The organism is Saccharothrix algeriensis (assembly GCF_016907655.1).
GTDB classification, from domain to species: Bacteria; Actinomycetota; Actinomycetes; order Mycobacteriales; family Pseudonocardiaceae; genus Actinosynnema; species Actinosynnema algeriense.
Genome location: NZ_JAFBCL010000001.1, coordinates 6,863,077 through 6,878,582, shown reverse-complemented (window position 1 = coordinate 6,878,582; position 15,506 = coordinate 6,863,077). Strand labels below are relative to the sequence as shown.

13 protein-coding genes are annotated in these 15,506 nt (G+C 76.1%); 6 read left to right on the top strand and 7 right to left on the bottom strand.

The genetic code is table 11. The features are described 5' to 3' along the window. Nucleotides 1–101: 101 nt before the first annotated feature. Nucleotides 102–1,388: a M20/M25/M40 family metallo-hydrolase gene (locus JOE68_RS30650; protein WP_204845835.1), complete on the bottom strand. Its 1,287-nt coding sequence runs from the start codon at nt 1,386–1,388 to the stop codon at nt 102–104. Further along, entirely contained in the window at nt 1,381–2,208 is an 828-nt protein-coding gene (locus tag JOE68_RS30645; RefSeq protein WP_204845834.1) for a M55 family metallopeptidase, read from the bottom strand. Before JOE68_RS30645 ends, JOE68_RS30650 begins: the two co-directional genes overlap by 8 nt. Nucleotides 2,209–2,270: 62 nt before the next feature. Between JOE68_RS30645 and JOE68_RS30640 the strand changes: the two genes are divergently transcribed. The 5 genes from JOE68_RS30640 to JOE68_RS30620 all read left to right on the top strand — a co-directional run bounded on the left by JOE68_RS30640 (nt 2,271) and on the right by JOE68_RS30620 (nt 8,546). Next, entirely contained in the window at nt 2,271–4,097 is a 1,827-nt protein-coding gene (locus tag JOE68_RS30640; protein ID WP_239562406.1) for an ABC transporter substrate-binding protein, read from the top strand. Beyond that, nucleotides 4,094–5,050 carry an ABC transporter permease gene (locus tag JOE68_RS30635; protein ID WP_307820015.1) on the top strand — a complete coding sequence of 319 codons (957 nt, stop codon included), beginning with the start codon at nt 4,094–4,096 and terminating at the stop codon, nt 5,048–5,050. The genes JOE68_RS30640 and JOE68_RS30635 overlap by 4 nt, the downstream gene beginning before the upstream one ends. Next, on the top strand, nt 5,047–5,931 hold the full coding sequence (locus JOE68_RS30630; RefSeq protein WP_204845833.1) for an ABC transporter permease: 885 nt from the start codon (nt 5,047–5,049) through the stop codon (nt 5,929–5,931). Before JOE68_RS30635 ends, JOE68_RS30630 begins: the two co-directional genes overlap by 4 nt. Then, complete coding sequence (locus tag JOE68_RS32065) at nt 5,928–7,481, top strand: ATP-binding cassette domain-containing protein (RefSeq protein ID WP_204845832.1); 1,554 nt, start codon at nt 5,928–5,930, stop codon at nt 7,479–7,481. The genes JOE68_RS30630 and JOE68_RS32065 overlap by 4 nt, the downstream gene beginning before the upstream one ends. Nucleotides 7,482–8,228: 747 nt before the next feature. Further along, nucleotides 8,229–8,546, top strand: a complete 318-nt coding sequence (locus tag JOE68_RS30620; RefSeq protein WP_204845831.1) for a hypothetical protein — start codon at nt 8,229–8,231, stop codon at nt 8,544–8,546. 330 nt (nt 8,547–8,876) lie between these two features. Here JOE68_RS30620 and JOE68_RS30615 read toward each other — a convergent pair whose 3' ends face one another. The 3 genes from JOE68_RS30615 to JOE68_RS30605 all read right to left on the bottom strand — a co-directional run bounded on the left by JOE68_RS30615 (nt 8,877) and on the right by JOE68_RS30605 (nt 11,843). Beyond that, nucleotides 8,877–10,088, bottom strand: coding sequence for an acyl-CoA dehydrogenase family protein (locus JOE68_RS30615; protein WP_204845830.1), 1,212 nt, complete (start codon nt 10,086–10,088; stop codon nt 8,877–8,879). After that, a complete protein-coding gene (locus JOE68_RS30610) occupies nt 10,088–11,119 on the bottom strand; it encodes a phosphotransferase family protein (RefSeq protein WP_204845829.1) in 1,032 nt (343 codons plus the stop codon). Before JOE68_RS30610 ends, JOE68_RS30615 begins: the two co-directional genes overlap by 1 nt. Before the next feature lie 196 nt (nt 11,120–11,315). After that, nucleotides 11,316–11,843, bottom strand: a complete 528-nt coding sequence (locus JOE68_RS30605) for a DUF6886 family protein (RefSeq protein WP_204845828.1) — start codon at nt 11,841–11,843, stop codon at nt 11,316–11,318. 268 nt (nt 11,844–12,111) lie between these two features. On the opposite strand from JOE68_RS30605, the gene JOE68_RS30600 reads away from it, so the two are divergent. Then, nucleotides 12,112–12,663, top strand: a complete 552-nt coding sequence (locus JOE68_RS30600) for a flavodoxin family protein (protein WP_204845827.1) — start codon at nt 12,112–12,114, stop codon at nt 12,661–12,663. Between the two features lie 46 nt (nt 12,664–12,709). Here JOE68_RS30600 and JOE68_RS30595 read toward each other — a convergent pair whose 3' ends face one another. Together JOE68_RS30595 and JOE68_RS30590 are read right to left on the bottom strand one after the other, a co-directional pair. Then, nucleotides 12,710–13,576 carry a S66 peptidase family protein gene (locus JOE68_RS30595; RefSeq protein ID WP_307820013.1) on the bottom strand — a complete coding sequence of 289 codons (867 nt, stop codon included), beginning with the start codon at nt 13,574–13,576 and terminating at the stop codon, nt 12,710–12,712. Beyond that, nucleotides 13,573–15,492: a dipeptidyl-peptidase 5 gene (locus tag JOE68_RS30590; RefSeq protein WP_204845826.1), complete on the bottom strand. Its 1,920-nt coding sequence runs from the start codon at nt 15,490–15,492 to the stop codon at nt 13,573–13,575. The genes JOE68_RS30595 and JOE68_RS30590 overlap by 4 nt, the downstream gene beginning before the upstream one ends. Nucleotides 15,493–15,506: the final 14 nt, after the last annotated feature.

The window sequence follows — 15,506 nt, the reverse complement described above, 5'->3', positions numbered from 1 at the left end:
GCCCTGCGCGACGCGCTGGCCCGCCTGCGCGAGATCACCGACCCGCACCTGTAGGCGGGTCCGGCCGGCGGCGGGGCGGCGCGCCCGGTCGGGCGGCGCGCTCAGCAGGACAGGAAGCGGTCCAGCACGCGAGCGCCGAAGCGCAGCCCTTCCACCGGCACCCGCTCGTCCACGCCGTGCGCCATGGCGCGGTAGTCGTAGCCCTCGGGCAGGGCCAGCGGGGAGAACCCGTAGCAGGCGATGCCCAGCCGGCTGAACGCCTTGGCGTCCGTGCCGCCGCCCAGGCAGTAGGGCACGACCACCGCCTCGGGGTCCTCCGCCCGCAGCGCGTCGGCCATGGCGTCGAACCAGGGCGAGTCGACGGGCGCCTGCACCGGCCGCTGGTCCTCCAGCAGCTCCCGGGTCACGTTCGGGCCGAGCACGGCGTCGACCGACGCCAGCAGCTCCTCCGCGGCGCCGGGCAGCGTGCGCACGTCGAGCTCGGCGGTGGCGGTGCCGGGGATGACGTTGACCTTGTACCCGGCGCGCAGCACGGTCGGGGTGGTGCTGTTGCGGACGGTCGACTCGGCCAGCGCCGCGGCCGGGCCGAGCCGGGCCAGCGTGCCGTCGACGTCGGCGAGGTCCACGGCCACGCCCAGCGCCCGCCCGGTGCGCTCCAGGAACGCCCGCACGGTGGGCGTGAGCCGGACGGGGTGCTCCAGCGCGGCGAGGCGGCTCAGCGCGCCCAGCAGGTGCACCACCGCGTTGTCGGTGTTGCGCCGCGACCCGTGCCCGGCCCGGCCGCGCGCGGTCAGCCGCAGGTGCGAGGTGCCGCGCTCGGCGGTGCCGATCGGGTACAGCCGGCGCGACCCGACGCGGTAGGAGTAGCCGCCGGACTCGCCGATCGCCGCGCCGACCCCGGCGAAGTGGTCGCGCTGGTGCTCGACCAGCCAGCGCGCGCCGTGCTCGCCCCGGTCCTCCTCGTCGGCGACGAAGGCCAGCACGACGTCGCGGCGCGGTCGCCGCCCCTCGCGCGACCAGGCGCCCAGCACGGACAGCACCATGGCGACCATGTCCTTCATGTCCACCGCGCCGCGGCCCCACAGGTAGCCGTCGCGCTCGACGCCGGCGAACGGCGGCACGCTCCACTCGGCGGGGTCGGCGGGCACGACGTCCAGGTGCGCCTGCACCAGCACCGCGGGCAGCGCCGGGTCGAGGCCCGGCACGCGGGCGAGGACGTTCGCGCGGCGCGGCGCGGGTTCCAGCACGCGCGCCGGCACGCCCAGGCCGTCGAGGTGGCCGGCGACGAACTCGGCGGCCTCGCGCTCGCCCGCCGACCGGCCGCCGCCGTGGTTGGTGGTGTCGAAGCGCAGCAGCGCGGCGCACAGGTCGACGACGTCCTCAGCCATAGATGCCCTCCACCGCCGCCGCGGCGATCGCGGTGACGACCTTGAAAGCCTGCATCGCCAGGGTCATCGACGCGGCGTCGAACCCGACCCGGCGCGGGCCGACCAGGTCCACGGTGGGGACCGCGGCGGCGGCAGCGGCCAGGTGGGTGGCGTCGAACTCCACCTCGACGCGGTGCTCGCGCACCCGCGCCTCCCCCCGCCCGGCGCGGGCCACGCCGGCGCGGGCGGCGGCGGTGATCCGCTCGGCGGTGACCTCCGGCGGCGCGCACACGGCCGCGTAGCGGCTGACGCACTCCTTGACCGCGACCAGCTCGGCGTCGGGCGCGTAGTCGCGGGCGTCCCGGCAGGTGCGGTCGTCGCCGGTGACCAGCAGGACGGGCACGCCGTGCTCGCGGGCCAGCGCCGCGTTGAGCCGGCCCTCGCCGGCGGGCACGCCGTCCAGCCACACGCCGGTGATCGAGTTCTCCAGGTAGGTGTGGGCCAGCACGCCCTCCTCGCCCGCCCCGGCGTGGTAGCCCAGGAACACCACGCCGTCCACGCCCGTGTCGATGCCCTGCATCATCGACAGCGGCTTGTGCCGGCCGGTGAGCAGCCGGGCGCGCGGGTCGAGCTCCTCCAGCAGCAGGTTGCGCTGGCTGGAGTGCGCCTCGTTGACCAGCACCTCCCGCGCGCCGCCGAGGAAGGCCCCGGCGGCGCAGGCGTTGACGTCGCCGGTGAGCAGCCGGCGGAACCGCTGCCACTGCTCGGTCCCGGGCACGACGTCGGCCGTCCAGGTGACCCCCGTGGCGCCCTCCATGTCCGCCGAGATCAAGATCCTCATGACGCCCACGGTACCGACCGGGTGTCGCTCCTTGACTCCCCCGTCACACCAGTGGTTACTTCTTGACTTCCACGGTGTGGCGGGAGGCGATCACTGTGCGTGCTCATCGACTCGGTGCCCTGGCGGTGGCGGCGGGGCTGGCGGTGGCGCCGCTGCCGGCCGGGGCACGGCAGGGCGGCGACCAGCCGGGGGACGGGCGGCAGGCGGTGACGCTGCGGGTGGCGCTGACCCAGCAGGTGGACTCGCTCAACCCGTTCCTGTCGACCTTCCAGGCGGGCACCGAGGTGGGCCGGCTGATGTACGACTTCCTGACCGCCCACGACGCCGACGACCAGCGCCCGGTGGAGGGCCTGGCCGACCGGTGGGAGTCCTCGCCGGACGGGCTGACCTGGACCTTCCACGTCCCCGAGGGCAAGCGGTGGTCCGACGGGCGGCCCATCACCGCCCGCGACGCGGCGTTCACCTACGACCTGATGATGCGCGACGAGGTGGCCGCCACCGCCAACGGCAGCTTCACCGCGGGCTTCGAGTCGGTCACCGCCGTGGACGACCGCACCCTGGTGATCAGGACCCGGCAGCCGCAGGCTTCCATGCCGGCGCTGGACGTGCCGATCGTGCCCGAGCACGTCTGGTCGCGGGTCGAGCGGATCGGCGACTACCGCAACGACGCCGCGCCGGTCGTGGGCAGCGGCCCCTTCGTCCTGGCCGAGCACCGCCCCAACGAGTTCATCCGGTTCACCGCCAACCGGGACTACTGGCGCGGCGCGCCCCGCTACGACGAGCTGGTGTTCGTGCACTACAAGACCGTCGACGCCGCCGCGCAGGCGCTGGCCCGGGGCGAGGTCGACCTGGTCAACCGGTTGGGGCCGGCCCAGTTCGACTCGCTGCGCGACGAACCCGGCGTCACGCTGAACAGGGCGCAGGGCCGCCGCTTCACCGAGCTGGTGATCAACTCCGGCGCGGCGACCCGGGACGGGGAGCCGATCGGTGACGGCCACCCGGCGCTGCGCGACATCGTGGTGCGCCGCGCCATCGCGCAGGCGCTGGACCTCGACGCGATCATCGCCCGGGTCAGCGGCGGCTACGCCGAGCGCGGCACCGGCCCGGTTCCGCCGGTGTTCGCCGAGCACCACCTCACCCCGGACCCGCCGCTGCGGCACGACCCGGCGGCGGCCAACGCCGAGCTGGACCGGGCGGGCTACCGGGTGCGCGACGGCCTGCGGGTCACCCCGGAGGGCCGGCCGCTGGAGCTGCGGCTGCTGGGCCACGCGAGCAGGGCCTACGACGAGCCGGCCGCCGAGTTCGTCAAGCGGTCGCTGGCCGACGTCGGCATCGCGGTGGACGTGCGGATCGTGTCGGACAACCAGCTCAACGAGTCCACCACCGCCGGCGCGTTCGACCTGGCGCTCTCCGGCTGGGGCGTCAACCCCGACCCGGACTTCGTCCTGTCGCTGCACACCTGCGACCAGCGGCCCAACGCCGACGGCAGGGGCGGCACCACCGACGCGTTCTTCTGCGACCCCGAGTACGACGCCCTCTACGCGCGCCAGCGCGCCGAGCTGGACCCGGACGCGCGCGCCGCGATCGTCCGGCGGATGCAGCAGCGCTGGTACGACCAGGTCCCGGCGGTGGTGCTGGGCTACGACAACGCGCTGGAAGCCTACCGCTCGGACAGGTTCGCCTCCTTCCCCGTGCAGCCCGACCCCGGCGGCGTGATCATGGGCCAGACCGGGGTGTGGGGCTACTACGGCGCGGTGCCCACCGCGTCGGCCGGCGCGCCGGCGGGCGTCGGGGCCGGGTGGGTGCTGGGCGCCGCGGGCGCGGTCGTGGCGGCGGCGGTCGCGATCTGGCTGGTGGCGCGCCGCCGCGGCGCGGAGGACCGCGAGTGAGGCGGTACCTGGCGGTGCGGCTGGGCGGGGCGCTGGTCAGCCTGGCCCTGGTGGTGGGCCTGGGTTTCCTGCTGTTCCGGGTGATCCCCGGCGACCCGGTGGTGACCATGACCAGGGGCCGCCCGGTGACCGCCGGGCAGCTGGCCGAGCTGCGGGCCCGGCTGGGCGTGGACGAGCCGCTGGGCGAGCAGTTCGCCGACTACGTGGCGGCGGCGGCGCGGGGCGACCTGGGCACCTCCTACGTCTACGGCCGGCCGGTGCTGGACCTGGTCGGCGAGCGGCTGTGGCCCACGGTGCTGCTGGTGGGCACCTCGACGGTGCTGGCGGCCGTGCTGGGCCTGTGGCTGGGGGTGCGCGGCGCGTGGCGGCACGGCAGCCGGTTCGACCGGGTGTCGACCGGCGTGGCGCTGGCGCAGTGGGCGATGCCGACGTTCTGGTTGGGGATGCTGCTGTCGATGGCGACCGGCGACCTGTTCCCCAGCGGCGGGATGCGCTACCCGGGCACGCCGCCGGACTTCGTGTCGCAGGCGGTGGACGTGGCGCACCACATGGTGCTGCCGTGCCTGACGCTGGTGGCCGTCGTCTACGCCCAGTACCTGCTGGTGATGCGGACCTCGCTGCTGGAGCAGGCGCACGCCGAGTACCTGACCACGGCCCGCGCCAAGGGGTTGCGCGAGGACCTGGTGCGCCGCCGGCACGCGGTGCCCAACGCGCTGCTGCCGGCGGTGACGCTGGTGTTCCTGCACCTGGGGCTGGTGGTGTCGGGCGCGATCACGGTGGAGACGGTGTTCTCGTGGCCGGGTCTGGGGCTGCTGACCTACGAGGCGCTGGCCGGCCCGGACCTGCCGCTGCTGCAGGGCGCGTTCGTGGTGCTGGCCGGCGCGGTGGTCGCGACGAACCTGCTGGCCGACGTGTGCCTCCGGCTGCTGGACCCGAGGGTGCGTGCGGTGTGACGCGGATCGGCCGGCAGCGGCGGCGGGCGGCGGCGCGGGCGACGTGGCGGGCGTTCGCGGCGCGGCGCGGCGGGGTGGCCGGGGTGGCGGTGCTGGTGGTCGTGGCGCTGCTGGCGGTGGCGGCGCCGCTGCTGACCGACGCGTCGGGGCTGGACGTGACGCGCGCGCCGGGCCGGCCGTTCGAGCCGCCCAGCGGGCGGTTCTGGCTGGGCACGGACAACACCGGGCGCTCGGTGCTGCTGCTGACCTGGTGGGGCACGCGGGTGTCGCTGGTGGTGGGGCTGGCCGCGACCGTGCTGTCGGTGCTGATCGGCACGCTGGTGGGCGTCGTGGCGGGGCACTTCGGGCGGTGGGTGTCGGGGGTGCTGATGGCGGTCACCGACTTCTTCCTGGTGCTGCCGTCGCTGGTGCTGGCGATCGCGCTGTCGACGGTGCTGCCCCGCGGCCTGGGCACGATCGTGCTGGCGATCGGGGTGACGGCGTGGCCGGCGACGGCGCGGCTGGTTCGGGCGCAGACGCTGGCGGTGCGGGCGCGGCCGTTCGTCGAGCGGGCCCGGGCGCTGGGCGGCGGGCACGGGCACGTGATCGGGCGGCACGTGCTGCCCGCGGTGCTGCCGCTGGTGTTCGTGAACACGACGCTGGCGGTGGCGGGGGCGATCATCGCCGAGTCGACGCTGTCGTTCCTGGGCCTGGGCGACCCGACGCGGGTGTCGTGGGGTTCGCTGCTGCACGCGGCCAATGCGCACGGCGCGGTGTCGCAGCGGGCGTGGTGGTTCCTGCTGCCGCCGGGGCTGGGCGTGGTGTGCGTGGTGCTGGCGTTCACGCTGGTCGGGCGGGCGTTGGAGACGGTGCTCAACCCCCGGTCGGGTGAGCGGCGGTGAGCCTGCTGGAGCTGCGGGGCCTGAGCGTGCGCTACCGCACCGCGCGCGGCGAGGTCGAGGCCGTGCGGTCGGTGGACCTGGCGCTGGCGGCCGGGCAGACGCTGGGGCTGGCGGGCGAGTCGGGGTGCGGCAAGTCGACGGTGGCGATGTCGGTGCTGCGGCTGCTGCCCCGCTCGGCCCGGGTGGACGGCGCGATCCTGCTCGACGGCGAGGACGTGCGGGCCATGACGTGGGGCCGGCTGCGGGCGGTGCGGTGGGCGAGCGCGTCGGTGGTGTTCCAGGGCGCGATGCACGCGCTGAACCCGGTGCGGCGGGTCGGCGGGCAGATCGCCGAGCCGATGCGGCTGCACGGCGTGCCCGGGTCGGTGGCCGACCTGCTGGCGCAGGTGGAGCTGCCGCCGTCGGCGGCGCGGGCGTACCCGCACGAGCTGTCGGGCGGGCAGCGGCAGCGGGTCATGATCGCCATGGCGCTGGCGTGCGGGCCGCGGCTGGTGATCGCCGACGAGCCGACCACGGCGCTGGACGTCGTGGTGCAGGCGCAGGTGCTGGCGGTGCTCGGGCGGCTGGTGGCCGAGCGCGGCATCGGGCTGGTGCTGATCAGCCACGACCTGCCGGTGCTGGCGGCGACCTGCGACCGGCTGGCGGTGATGCGGCACGGCGAGGTGGTGGAGCAGGGCCCGGCGCGGCGGGTGGTCGCCGAGCCCGCGCACCCGCACACCCAGGCGCTGGCGGCGGCGTTCCCGACCATCGGCGACCCGGCGTCGCGGCGGGTGGCCGAGCAGGTCGCCGGGCCGGTGCTGCTGCGCGCCGAGCGGGTGCGGGTGGACTACGGCGCGACGACCGCGGTGGCCGGGGTGGACCTGGCGGTGCGGGCGGGGGAGATCGTCGCGCTGGTGGGGCAGTCCGGGTCGGGCAAGACGACGCTGGCGCGCACCCTGCTGGGGCTGCGCAGGCCCACCTCGGGGCGCGTGCTGTTCGACGGCGCGCCGCTGCCGACCTCCGCGGCGGGCCTGCGCGCCTACCGGCGGCAGGCGCAGCTGGTGCTGCAGGACCCGACCAGCGCGCTCAACCCCCGCCACACCGTGTACGAGGCGGTCGCGGAGGGCCTGCGGATCCACCGCTTCGACGGTGACGAGGCCGAGCGGGTGGCGCGGGCGCTGGCCCAGGCCGAGCTGAGGCCGCCGGAGCTGTTCTTCCCGTCGCTGCCGCACGAGCTGTCGGGCGGGCAGCGGCAGCGGGTGGTGATCGCGGGCGCGTTGGCGCTGGGGCCGCGGCTGCTGATCGCGGACGAGCCGGTGGCCTCGCTGGACGCGTCGGTGCGCGGCGAGATCCTGGCGCTGCTGCTGCGGCTGCGCCGCGACCTGGGCCTGGCGGCGCTGGTGATCACGCACGACCTGGGCCTGGCGTGGTCGATCGCCGACCGCGTGGTGGTGATGCTCGCCGGGCGGGTGGTGGAGGAGGGCCCGGTCGAGCGGGTGCTCGTGGCGCCCGAGCACCCGTACACGCGGACCCTGCTGGCCGCCGCGGACCCCCGGACGCCACCGGGCTGAGCGGCCCCCGGCTCGTCCGGCTCTTCCGGTGCAGTGGGTGTGCGGTGCAGTGGGTGTCCGGCGCAGTGTGTCCGGTGCTGGAGAGTCCGCGCGGTGCGCACCGCAGGCCGGTGGGTGCTCGGGCGATCCGGCATGACCGGGTGAACCGACGTGCCGGGACGCCGACCGACCGGCGCCGGACTGTGCCCGGTCGGGTCGGACGTCGTGCGGAGCGGGCCGGCGCGGTCGGGCGAATTCGACACCGCCCGCAGGCACCGCCCGCGAGCACTACCGCGCCACCCTCGTCCTGCACCACCACAACCTCGCGGGCGAGGCGGCCACCCCGGACAGCCTCGGCGGCACTGCCACCGCATCACCCACCGCATCACCCACCGCATCACCCACCGCATCACCCACCGTGCCGGCGACCGTGCCGGCGACCACCGCCAAGCCCTTGCCCTGTTCGCGACCTCCACTCACCTCCTCGATCGCGACACCCCCGTCCACGCGGGCCGCCCCACGCTGCGCTCGGGCACCACCGACGGGGCCGCGCGGTTCCGCCGCCGGTGGCGCCGCGCCCCGTTCCCGCGCTCACGGGACGCGCCTGCTCACGGGACGCGCCTGCTCACGGGACGTGCCGCGGTGGTCGACCGGGCGAGATCCACATCACCCGGCCGGCTCGTGGCCCTGTCGGTCGTTCGGCCCACAGTGCGCGGGCGCGCCTGCGGATATCTTGCGGCCGATCTTCACGACACCAGGAGGAGCACCATGACGACCACCCGACGCGTTCTCACCGGTCTGGCCACCGCAGGTCTGGTCATCTCGGTCCTCGGCACGGGTTCCGCCACCGCCGCGACCAAGGGCAAGATCATCATTTCCAACAACTGCGGCAAGGCGGTCGCCACCACGATCCACCGCACCGACGGCTCGATGATCGCGGGCACCGGGGCCGCGCCGGCGGGCAGTTACCTGGCCTACCCGGTCAACCCCGGCACCTACCAGGTCCGCGTGCCCGCGGGTAACCGGAACGTGCGGATCCTCGACCTCGGCGGCAAGGCCCACTCGGCCGTCGTCAGGGCTTGCTGACGCCCACCGGGGGCACGAGGCCGCGCAGCACCGGCGGGCAGCCCGGCCGGGCTGCCCGCCGGTGGGCGCCCGCGGGGGCGGACCGGTCGTGGATCCACGGGCCGCCGCCGGCGCGGTGCCGCACGCGGCCGGCTTCCCGGGGACTGCGGGCCGGTCGCGGGCGCTGCGGTGAGGCGAGGCCGCGGGGCCGGGACCCCGGTGGGCGGGCGGCGCAGCGCGGTGGTGGTGTTCACGGGAGTGCCCCTCTCGGTCGTGTGATCGACACCGAGAGTGGCAGGTGGGACCTGTGAACGGGCTGAGACGCTGAGAGGGCGCTGAGGGGGTGGCCCGCTACCCGTGGCGCCGGAGTTCCCGCTTGGCCAGCGACCTGCGGTGCACCTCGTCGGGGCCGTCGGCGAGTCTCAGCGTCCGGGCCTGCGCCCACAGGTCGGCCAGCGGGAAGTCCTGGCTGACCCCGGCCGCGCCGTGGGCCTGGATCGCCTTGTCGAGCACCCACTCCGCCATCAGCGGGGTGCCGATCTTGATGGCCTGGATCTCGGTGTGCGCGCCCTTGTTGCCGACGGTGTCCATCAGCCACGCGGTCTTGAGCACCAGCAGCCGGGCCTGCTCGATGCGCACCCGCGATTCGGCGATCCACTCCTGCACCACGCCCTGCCGGGCCAGGGGCTTGCCGAACGCGATCCGCCGGGTCACGCGGCGGCACATCAGCTCCAGGGCGCGCTCGGCGATGCCGACCAGCCTCATGCAGTGGTGGACGCGGCCGGGCCCCAGGCGGGCCTGGGCGATCGCGAAGCCCTCGCCCTCGCCGGCGATGATGTTGGCGGCGGGCACGCGCACGTCGTCGAAGACGATCTCGGCGTGGCCGCCGTGCGCGGCGTCGGTGTAGCCGAACACGTGCATCCCGCGCTCGACGCGCACGCCGGGGGTGTCGCGGGGCACGACGACCATGCTCTGGCGGCGGTGGCGCTCGGCGTCGGGGTCGGTCTGCCCCATCACGATCAGCACGGCGCAGTCGGGGTTCATCGCGCCGGAGGACCACCACTTGCGGCCGTTGACGACGTAGTGGTCGCCGTCGCGTTCGATGCGGGTGGCGATGTTGGTGGCGTCGGAGGAGGCGACGTCGGGTTCGGTCATGCAGAACGCGGAGCGGATCTCGCCGTCGAGCAGGGGCCGCAGCCACCGCTCGCGCTGCTCGTCGGTGCCGAACATGGCCAGCACCTCCATGTTGCCGGTGTCCGGCGCGGCGCAGTTGAGCGCTTCGGGCGCCAGGTGCGGGCTGTGGCCGGTGATCTCGGCCAGCGGCGCGTACTGGAGGTTGGTCAGGCCGGCGCCGTGCTCGGCGTCGGGCAGGAACAGGTTCCACAGGCCCTGGCGGCGGGCTTCGGCCTTGAGCTCGGCGAGCACGGGCGGGCGGGCCCAGGGGTCGGCGGCGTCGGCGAGCTGGCGCGCGGCCACGGGTTCGGCGGGGCGGACGAACTCGTCCATGAACCGCAGCAGCCTGTGTCGCAGGCGTTCGGTCGTGGCGTCGTGGGCGAAGTCCATCAGCGCTCCCTCGCGGTGGCGGCCAGTCCCCGCCGGAGCAGCGGGAGGGTGAGGTGGCCGATCCGGTCGAATCCCGCTCCGACCGTCCGGCCGGTGGTGAAGCGGTAGTGGATGCCTTCCAGGATCACGGCGAGCTTGAAGCAGGCGAACGCGGTGTACCAGCCCAGGCCGGTGACGTCCGCGCCGCTGCGGGCGGCGTAGCGGGCGACGAGGTCGTCGGCGGTGGCGAAGCCGGGCAGGGTGGGGACGGTGCCGGTGATCGGGTCGTCCGGCCCGTCGACGCCGGTCCGGTACACGCACAGCAGGCCCAGGTCGGCCAGCGGGTCGCCGAGGGTGGCCATCTCCCAGTCCAGCACGGCGCTGATGCCGATCGGGTCGCGGGTGACCAGGACGTTGTCCAGCCGGTAGTCGCCGTGCACGACGGCGGTGCGCCGGGAGTCGGGCACGGTGGCGGCGAGCCGGTCGCGCAGCTCGTCGGCGCCGGGCAGGTCGCGGCTGCGGGAGGCGTCGAGCTGCTTGCCCCAGCGGGCGACCTGGCGGCGCAGGAACCCGTCGGGGCGGCCGAAGTCGCCCAGCCCGACGGCGCGGGGGTCCACGGCGTGCAGGTCGGCCAGCACGTCGACCAGCCGGTGCGACAGCGCCGCCGCCGCGCCGGGGGTCAGCCAGGGGCACTGGTCGCGGTGGCGCAGCGCGACGCCGGGGACCTCCTGCATCAGGTAGAACGGCGCGCCGATGACCCCGGGGTCCAGGCACAGCAGCTCCACCCGCGGCACGGGGACGTCGGTGGCGGCCAGGGCGGCGATGACGCGGTGCTCGCGGGCCATGTCGTGGGCGGTGGCCAGCACGTGGCCCAGCGGCGGGCGGCGCAGCACCCAGCGGTGCTCGCCGTCGGTGACGCGGTAGGTCAGGTTGGACCGGCCGCCGGGGATCAGCTCGGCGGTCAGCGGCGGGGTGCCCAGGTAGGCGGCGAGCCGGACCGGGTCCAGGCCGGGCGGGGCGGCGTCGGGCCGGTCGTCGGGCGGGTCGGTCATGCGGCGGCTCCCAGCGGCTCCCGGCGGGTCGGCGCGGGCCCGGCGGCGGCGCGCCGACGGGCCTGCGGGCCGACCCGTCCGTCGACCACCACCGCGTCGGCCCGTCGCCCGGTTCCCGCCACGCGCCGAGGCTACCGACCGGTCGGTATGCGGGCAAGCGGTCGGACCGCGGTGGTCGTCCGGCGCGTTGCGGCGCTCAGGGGCGCGGTGGCGGGGGCGTGCGGGCGTTGCGCAGCCGGATGCCGCTGAACCCGAAGGTGCGGTCCAGCACGCCGTGCCAGAACGGCCACAGCTCGGGCACCGGCCGCAGTTCGATCCCGGCCCGCTCGTGCAGCTCGAACAGGTCGCCGACGCGCTCGGGCGGGCCGAGCGGCCGGACCTGGGTGGTGGCGACGTGGGCGGACTCGCCCAGCGGTCGGAACGCGGCGGCGTCGAAGCGGTAGGCGTAGAGCTCGACGTCGCGGAAGCGGCGCAGCCAGGCGTGCTCGATTGCGTGCACCCGCGGCGAGCCCAGCCAGGCGCGGTCCTCGGCGGTGGTGCCGGGGCGGGTCCAGGCCAGGGCGCGGGGGCAGTCGCGGGGGAACCAGTAGGCGGGTGCGGTGTCGTGGTCCACGGCCCAGACGTAAGCCTCGGGCTGCCGGGCGGTGGCGGCCACGTGCGGGACGAACCGGGTGATGGTGGGGTCTTCGGAGAAGTGCAGCACTTCACCGGGCGCCGGGCGCATGGTGGGGCAGTGTGCCCGCGGCCGGCCCGGCGGCGCGACCGGTTTTCGCCGGTGCGGGCCGCTGCGGCGGCGGGCGGGGATCGGGCGCGGTCGGTCCCGGCGCCGGGCGCACGGATCCGGTCGGGTGGTCGGCGCAGCGGGCGGGAGTGGCGCGGTGGCGGGGCCGGGCCGTCCGACGACCCGTCCACGCGGTGGGAGTGCTTGACAGGCGAGCCGTCGCCCCGACAACATCTGTGTGCACATGCATCTAATTGTGGAGGTCGTGGCGATGAGCAGCTTCCTGTTCGTGCTCGGCAGTTCCCGCCGGGACGGCAACACCGAGCAGCTGGCCCGGCACGCGGCGCGGCGGCTGCCCGCCGACGTCGAGCAGCGCTGGCTGTGGCTGGGCGACCTGCCGCTGCCCACCTTCGCCGACACCCGCCACGACGACCCGCTGCCACCGCCGGCGGGCAACGAGGCGGCGCTGCTGGAGGCCACCCTGGCGGCCACCGACGTCGTGATCGCCTCGCCGGTCTACTGGTACAGCGTCTCCTCCAGCACGAAGACCTACCTGGACTACTGGTCGGCGTGGCTGCGGGTGCCGGGGCTGGGGTTCAAGCGGCGCATGGCGGACAAGGCGCTGTGGGGGGTCAGCGTGCTGGCCGAGCGCGACCCGGCGCAGGCCGACCCGCTGGAGGGGGTGCTGCGCCGGTGCGCCGGCTACCTGGGCATGCGGTGGGCGGGCCTGCTGCTGGGCAACGGCAGCAAGCCCGGCGACGTGGCCGCCGACACCGCCGCGCTGGCCCGCGCGGAGGACTTCTTCGCCCCCGCGCGGGTCTGAGCGCGCCCGCCGCCGGCGCGGGGTCCGGCGGCGGGCGCGACCCCGGCTACGGCGCCACGCCGACCAGGCCGGCGTCGGCGTCGAGGTCGACGCCCACGCCCAGGGGCACGGTGTGCTGCCCGGGGCAGTGCCCGAACCCGACCGAGCCCAGCACCGGCACGCCCAGCGGGCCCAGCCGCTCGCGCAGCACGACCTCGGCGTCGCCGCAGTCGGTCCACGACCCCAGCACGATCCCGGCGACGCGGTCGAACCAGCCCGACCGCAGCAGGCCGGTGAGCAGCCGGTCCAGCCGGTAGGGCGCCTCGCCGACGTCCTCCAGCCACGCGATCGCCCCGTCGGGCGGCGGGTGCTCGCCCAGCAGGCTGACGGTGCCGCCCACCGCGGTGCCGCGGGCGCGGCCGGGCGCCACGGTGCGCCCGCGCAGGGTGGTGGGGCCGTGGAACAGGGCGGTGCGCAGCCGTTCGCGGGCGGTGGCGTCGTCGACGAACGCCGAGGTGGCGACCATGGGCCCGAACCAGGTGGGCACCCCCAGCCGCCCCAGCCGCTCGTGCAGGACGGTGGTGTCGCTGGAGCCGACGAAGACCTTGCGCGGCGCGGCGGCGATCCGCTCCCAGTCGACCAGGTCGACCATCCGCGCGCTGCCGTAGCCGCCGCGCGCGCACAGCACGGCGGCGGCGCCGGGGTCGCACCAGGCGTCCTGGAAGTCGCGCGCCCGGTCGGCGTCGGAGCCCGCGAGGTAGGGCAGGTCGGGGTGGGTGTCGCCGGCGTGGGGCGCGAGGCGGGCGCGCAGGCCCCAGCCGGCCAGCAGGTCGAGCCCCGCCCGCAGCGGCCCGGCCGGCACGGGGCCGGCCGGGCTGACGACGGTGACGCCGTCACCCGCCCGCAGCAGGCCCGGCAGGGGGCCTGCGGTCACCTGCGCAGCTCCAGCACCGGCACGCCGGCGGGGACGAAGCCGAACACCTGCCCGTAGAACGACAGCTCGGCCTCCAGCGCGGCGGTGATCGTGGCGGCTTTGCGGAACCCGTGCTGCTCGCCCTCGAAGGTGAGGTAGGCGTGCGGGACGCCGGTGCCGTCCAGGGCGGCGACGAACCGGTCGGCCTGCTCGGGCGGGCAGATCTCGTCCTCCAGGCCCTGCAGCAGCAGCACCGGCCCGGCCAGCCGGTCGACCCGGTTGGCCGGGGAGCGCTCGGTGTAGCGCTCGGCGGTCTGCGGCCACGGCCCGACCAGGCCCTCGACGTAGCGGGACTCGAAGTCGTGGGTCTCGCCGCCCTCGCCGGTCCAGCCCCGCAGGTCCAGGATGGGGAAGGCCACCATGCCGCACCGGTAGGTCTTGACCGAGGTCATCGACGCCGCCGAGGTCCAGCCGCCGGCGCTGCCGCCGCGGATGCCCAGCCGGGCGCCGTCGGCGGTGCCCTCGTCGGCCAGCGCCTGGGCGACCGCGGCGCAGTCGTTGACGTCGACCACGCCCCACTGCTCGCGCAGCCGCTCCCGGAACGCCCGGCCGTAGCCGGTGGAGCCGCCGTAGTTGACCGACACGACGCCGATGCCGCGGCTGGTGAAGTAGGCGATGTCGAGGTCCAGCGCGGCGGTGGAGCGGCCGGTGGGCCCGCCGTGGACGTGCACGAGGTAGGGCGGGCGCTCGTCGTCGGGCCCGGCGAAGTCGGGGTTGGTGGGCGGGTAGACGTAGGCGGGGACGTCCTGGCCGTCGGGGCCGGCGAAGACGCGCTCGACGGGCACGGGCAGGTACTCGGCCGGCGGCAGGGGCGCGGGGTGGGCGCCCAGGCGGGTCAGCTCGCCGGTGGACAGGTCCAGGGTGACCGGGGCGGCCTCGGCGCGCGGCCCGCCCGCGCCGCCGACCAGCACGCCGTCGTGCACGGCCAGCTGCGAGGACCACACCGGCAGGTCGGTCTCGATGTCGGTGACGGTGCCGGTGGCCTCGTCCAGCACGGCCGGGACGCCCGAGCGCAGCACGACGTAGCGGCCCGGCCGCAGGGCGGCGAACCAGCGGTGGCCCAGCCGCCACATGGGCCCGCCCAGCTCCTCCCGGCACGGGGCGAGGTTGCGCGCCGAGCCGTCCAGGCCGACCCGGTACAGGTTCCACCAGCCGTCGGGGTCGGTCAGCACGAGCAGGTCGCGGCCCTCCCACTCGACCTGGCACACCGCTTCGCGCCGCCCGCCGGCCAGCACGCGGTGCGCGGTGGAGCCGACCTCGGCCACGCACAGCTCGGTGCCGTCCCACGGCATGTCGGGGTGGTTCCAGCCGATCCAGGCGAAGTGCGTGCCGTCGGGCGAGAGCCGGGGCCCGCTCATGAAGTGGTGGCTGGCGGCGAGCACGCGCGGCGCGGAGCCGTCCAGCGGCACGGCGACCAGCTCGCGGCGCACGTCGGTGCGCGCGGGGCCGGTGGCGCTCTCCCGGACGCACCACACCTCCGCGCCGCCGGGCCCGGCGGTCAGGTCGGCGTAGCGCACGCCCTGGCGCCGGTCGGGCTCGGGGCTGATCGGCGTCGGCCGCGGGTCCTCGGGGTCGAACAGGTAGAGGCGCTGATCATCCCAGTGGGTGAACACGACGCGTTCCCCGTCGGGGGTGTCGAGCACCACCCAGGGCCGCCCGCCGTACTCGTGCACGCGGTTGCGCACGTTCCACGGCGGCGGCAGCAGGTCGCGCCCGTCGCGCACCAGCGCGACCCGGCCGCCCTCGGCGGGGCGACCCTCGGCCCACCAGACGCGGCCCGCGTGCAGGTCCACCCACTGCAGGCCGCCCCCGGCGGCGGCGGCGTCGGCCGCGCCGATCGGCGATGTCCATGTTCCGTACGGTGCGATCTTCACCACGCAGGCGACCCTAG

Coding starts and splice junctions, on each gene's coding strand:
- JOE68_RS30645 (WP_204845834.1), bottom strand. CDS start 2,208: ATGAGGATCTTGATCTCGGCGGACATGGAGGGCGCCACGGGGGTCACC.
- JOE68_RS30650 (WP_204845835.1), bottom strand. CDS start 1,388: ATGGCTGAGGACGTCGTCGACCTGTGCGCCGCGCTGCTGCGCTTCGAC.
- JOE68_RS30600 (WP_204845827.1), top strand. CDS start 12,112: ATGAGCAGCTTCCTGTTCGTGCTCGGCAGTTCCCGCCGGGACGGCAAC.
- JOE68_RS30620 (WP_204845831.1), top strand. CDS start 8,229: ATGACGACCACCCGACGCGTTCTCACCGGTCTGGCCACCGCAGGTCTG.
- JOE68_RS30610 (WP_204845829.1), bottom strand. CDS start 11,119: ATGACCGACCCGCCCGACGACCGGCCCGACGCCGCCCCGCCCGGCCTG.
- JOE68_RS30605 (WP_204845828.1), bottom strand. CDS start 11,843: ATGCGCCCGGCGCCCGGTGAAGTGCTGCACTTCTCCGAAGACCCCACC.
- JOE68_RS30615 (WP_204845830.1), bottom strand. CDS start 10,088: ATGGACTTCGCCCACGACGCCACGACCGAACGCCTGCGACACAGGCTG.